The organism is Streptomyces sp. NTH33 (assembly GCF_003236365.1).
GTDB lineage: Bacteria > Actinomycetota > Actinomycetes > Streptomycetales > Streptomycetaceae > Streptomyces.
Genome location: NZ_POTZ01000552.1, coordinates 1 through 4,132 on the forward strand (window position 1 = coordinate 1; position 4,132 = coordinate 4,132).

Annotated in this window: 4 protein-coding genes; 2 read left to right on the forward strand and 2 right to left on the reverse strand. The window is 74.0% G+C overall.

What is annotated here, in order from left to right:
• On the reverse strand, window positions 1–309 hold a 309-nt coding region (locus tag C1I97_RS32685), incomplete at its 3' end, for a DUF6344 domain-containing protein (RefSeq protein ID WP_111006655.1).
• A gap of 358 nt (window positions 310–667) precedes the next feature.
• Here C1I97_RS32685 and C1I97_RS40815 point away from each other — a divergent pair.
• On the forward strand, window positions 668–796 hold the full coding sequence (locus C1I97_RS40815; protein ID WP_003999697.1) for a DLW-39 family protein: 129 nt from the start codon (window positions 668–670) through the stop codon (window positions 794–796).
• Window positions 797–1,115: 319 nt separating this feature from the next.
• On the forward strand, window positions 1,116–2,402 hold the full coding sequence (locus C1I97_RS32700) for a hypothetical protein (RefSeq protein WP_111006653.1): 1,287 nt from the start codon (window positions 1,116–1,118) through the stop codon (window positions 2,400–2,402).
• Window positions 2,403–2,444: 42 nt separating this feature from the next.
• On the opposite strand, the gene C1I97_RS32705 is transcribed toward C1I97_RS32700, so the two are convergent.
• On the reverse strand, window positions 2,445–3,980 hold the full coding sequence (locus C1I97_RS32705) for a serine/threonine-protein kinase (RefSeq protein ID WP_111006654.1): 1,536 nt from the start codon (window positions 3,978–3,980) through the stop codon (window positions 2,445–2,447).
• Window positions 3,981–4,132: the final 152 nt, after the last annotated feature.

Here is a 4,132-nt window from a genome sequence, read left to right on the forward strand (position 1 = left end):
GGGGACGCACTGGGGATCGGCGGCGAGGGAGGGAGCGTCGGCCGTCGGGTGGTGGCGGCAGGCGGGCGTCTTGCCGTGGGCTTCGGCGCGGATGCGCTGTTTCATCGTGGGGGGCAGTGAGCGGGCATGCACCCTGGACCAGGAGGACGTCGGCTGGGCCGGCACCGGTGCGCTCTTGGGCGCCGTCTCGGGCTGCTCCGCGGCCGCGGCGGCGGAAGCGGTCGTGGTGATGAGTCCGAGCGCCGTGCACAGCGCGAGGAAGGCCGTGACGATGGCGGTCCACAGCTTCATGACCTTGTGCTGGTCCATGTCCCCTCACTTTCGGGTTGGGCGATTTGCGTACTTTGCTCATGATGTGTATGAGGGCCGCGAAGTGGTGGACCGACGCCCGTGGCGCCGCGATCTTCGGATGAACACCACTCGGATGGACGCATGAGCGGCGGAAAGTCGCCGAAAAGCCGCTGAAAAGCTGCCAAGAAGGGAGGAGAGGGGCGAAATCACCGTCCGTACGGGTGCGACCACCCTCCGGTCCAGGCGGTTTCGTCCGTGTCTACTGCGCTCACGCACACGGCAGTTGAGGGCCGACGCAGGTCACTGATCGGTATCGGCCGGTGTGTATAGTCGGGCGCCAGAGGTCCCCTACGTCAAGGAAAGACGAGGTCGCGCGGTGAAGAAGCTTCTCCTGGTCGCACTGGCCGCCATCGGCGGGCTCCTCGTGTACCGCCAGATCCAGGCGGATCGCGCCGAGCAGGATCTGTGGACGGAGGCGACTGACTCCGTGCCCACGGGTTCGTGAGCACCGACATCCGGTACTGAACAGGCCCCGACCGCCCGAGCGGTCGGGGTTTTGTGTGGGCCCGCGGTCCCGGCCTCCTGTTGCGCGGACGCCTCCTGTGGGTTAGGACTCGCTCCCGGAGACGGGCGTTTCGGACGCTCGTACGGGATGCGCGGACGGCCCAGCGGCGCGCGGGGCAGGATGGGCGACGTCCGGAGCGACGAGACGCGAGGGGTGGCGCGGCATGGAGCGGGGCGGAGCCGGACGGCGGACGAGAGCGGAGCACCCCCGGCACCCACGACGCGACCGGCGCGGTCGCCGGCCCCCGTGCAACCCCGCCGTGCGTCTGGCCGTCGCCGCGGCGACACTGTCCCTGGCGGCGGTCGTCCCCGGGCCGAACGCCTTCGCGGCCGGGTCACCGGGACGGTACGCCTTCACCGACGACGCCCCGTCCGTCGCCGGGGCGACGAGCACCACGGACGCCGAACGCCTCGAGCCCGGCCGCACCTACAAAAGCTCCCTCCCCAGGAACGGCAAGCTCTACTACCGCCTCGACCTCGACGCCACCTCCACCGCGTACGTCTCCGCCACCGCGGTGCCCGCGGCCGGCACCACGGTCGCCGCCACCGACGGCCTCAGGACCTCGGTGCAGGACGCCCACGGTGCCTCCTGCTCCTTCCAGGCCGCCCGCTTCGGCGCGAGCCGCAGCCCGCACCCCGTCGCCGCCTGGGGGGCACGCGAGGCCTCCCCCGGCCGCACCCTGTGCCAGGGAGCCGGCACGTACTACGTGCTGATCGAACGCGTCGGTGCCGACGGCTCCTCGACCGACACCTGGCCCCTCGAACTCGCCGCGTTCTCGGAACCGCCCCTGGAACACACCGGAGCGACAGCAGCGCCCGAGTCGTGGAACTCCGCCTCGCCCGAGCCGGTCACCGGCCAGGCGGTGGAACGCGCGGGCGGCGCCGGATTCGCCGGAGCGAGCGCGATCGGACCAGGGGTCTGGCGAACCCGGATACGGCCCGGCGAGACCCTCTTCTACAAGGTGCCGGTCGACTGGGGACAACAGCCGAACGCCACCGCCGAGCTGGGCAGCGCGAGCGAGGGCGGCGGCTACGTGAGCGGCGCGCTGACACTGTCGCTGTACAACCCGGTGCGCGGGCACGTCGAGGAGGCGTACGCCGGTTACCGCGGCCGACAGGCCTCGGCCGGCCTCGCACCCCTGCCACCCGTCGACCACGCCAACCGCCACGGCTTCGCCGACCAGGTGAAGAGCCTGCGGTTCGCCGGCTTCCACTACCTGGTCGTGCACCTCGCCGCCCAGACCGCCGAACGGTTCGGCGAGGGGCCCTACGGCCTGACCCTGCGCGTGCGGGTGGACGGCACGGTCCGGCCCGGACCGGACTACGCGGGCCGGTCCGAGCCCGGGCAGCTCTTCGAGGTCACCGCCCGCGACCGGGCAGCGGCGACGCCGGCCGGGGCCGCGGGCGGCACGGTGGCGCTGCGGGTGCTCGCCGCCGGCGGGATCGGCGCGGGAACCGTCCTGCTGGCCGTCCTCGGAGTGTGGACGATGGCCGCCCGGCGCAGGACTGCCTCCTCGGACGCCTCAGGCTCCTCGGGCGCCTTGTAGGGCACGGGGCGCGGGCAGGGGACCGGGCGGCCCCGGCAGGCCTCACAGACGGGTCAGTGCCCAGAAACCCACGGCATAGCAGGCCAGCGCGAGCAACAGCAGCGGGACCGCCACCGTGGCGGGCGGCCCAGGGCGGCGGGGACGACGTACGGCGCGGTGGTGGGAGTACCCCTGAGCCGGAACGCGAACCTGCGCATCCTGAGCGGTGTACGAGGCAGTGGGGACATCGGGGCGGACCACGGGTGCGAGCGGCGCGCCGCCGGAGGGCGGCAGGGCCTGGGCCGGAGGAGCGGCCGGCGAGGGCGGCGCAGGCGGAACGGCCTGCGGCGGCGGCAGGCGGAAGCTGCCGGTGTCCGACATCGTGGAGGGCCGGGCCGGACCGGCGGACGAGCCGCTGCCCCCCGGCTCCGGCGCCGACCCGGTCCCCTGCCGGGGAGCGAGCCGCGGGCCCGACGCGACGGAACCGGTGCCTGAGCCCGCGGGGCCGGTGTCTGAGCCCGCGGGGCCGGTGTCTGAGCCCGCGGGGCCGGTGCCTGAGCCCGCGGGGCCGGTGCCTGAGGCCGCAGGACCGGTGCCCGAGGTCGCGGAGCCGGCGGCGACAGCCCCGGTGCCGGGCCGATCCGGTACGGCGGTGCCTTCCGCCGCGTCGGCGGCCCCGGCCGCCGCACCGCGCCCGACCGCCACCCCCGGGCTCCGCCCGAGCGGACCCTCCGGCCCGAATCCCGGCGGCAACGGCCCGAGTTGGTCGAAGACCTCGATCAGCTCGTCGTCGGGACCCGGCTCCGGCAGGAGCTCGACGCACGCGGCGAGGGCCTTGCGCGCCCCCGTCGCCGTACGGAACCGGGCCTGCGGGTCCGGCTGCAGCAGCGCGGCCACCACCTGCCACAGCGGCTCGGGCACGCCCTGGGGCGCACTCGGCGTCCCGTACTCCGCGAAGTGCTCCACGAGCGCCCTGGCGTCGGGCTTGGCACCCTGCAGCAGGTAGAGGGCGACCAGACCGGTGGCGAACAGATCGGCGGGAAAGTCCGGTTCGGCACCCATCATCTGCTCGGGCGCGAGATAACCCGGCGTCCCCACCACCAGGTCGGTCTCCGTCAGCCGGGGTTCGCCCAGCCGCATCGCGATGCCGAAGTCCGACAGCCGCAGCCTGGGCCGGCCCGTCCCGGTCGCCTCCAGCAGCACGTTGGCGGGCTTGACGTCACGGTGCACGACCCCCTCCGCGTGCACCGCGGCGAGCCCCGACAGCAACTGGTCGAGCAGGGTGCAGACGAACGCCGGGGGCAGCGGGCCGTAGTCCCCCACCAGATGGGCCAGCGAACCGCCGGTCACCAGGTCCATCGTGAACAGGACCTTGTCGTCGTCGGCGGCCCAGCTGGCCGGTGCGAGCACATGGGGGTGGTCGATCCGCAGCGCCTGCTCCCGCACGAAGCGCAGCAGCGAGTGCGCGTCGCGCTGCTGCAGGACCTTGGCGGCCACGTACCTGTGACGCCGGTGGTCCCAGGCGCGCCAGACCGCGCCCACCCCACCGCGTCCGATCGGGTCGGCCAGCTCGTACCGGCCGGCGAAGACCTCACCCATGGCTGTGCGTCGCTCCTCCCCCTGCGGCCACCACCCCGACCTCCCCGACGGGGCGCCACGCCCCGCCGGGTCAGCTCTGGTGGGTCTGGTAGTGCGCGACCGCGTCCGAGGTGCGGCCCGCGCCGTACACCCGGAGGAACTCCTGTCTCTTA

Bases quoted from the DNA above. Each gene is read 5' to 3' on its own strand.
- C1I97_RS32705 (WP_111006654.1), bottom strand. From the start codon at position 3,980: ATGGGTGAGGTCTTCGCCGGCCGGTACGAGCTGGCCGACCCGATCGGA.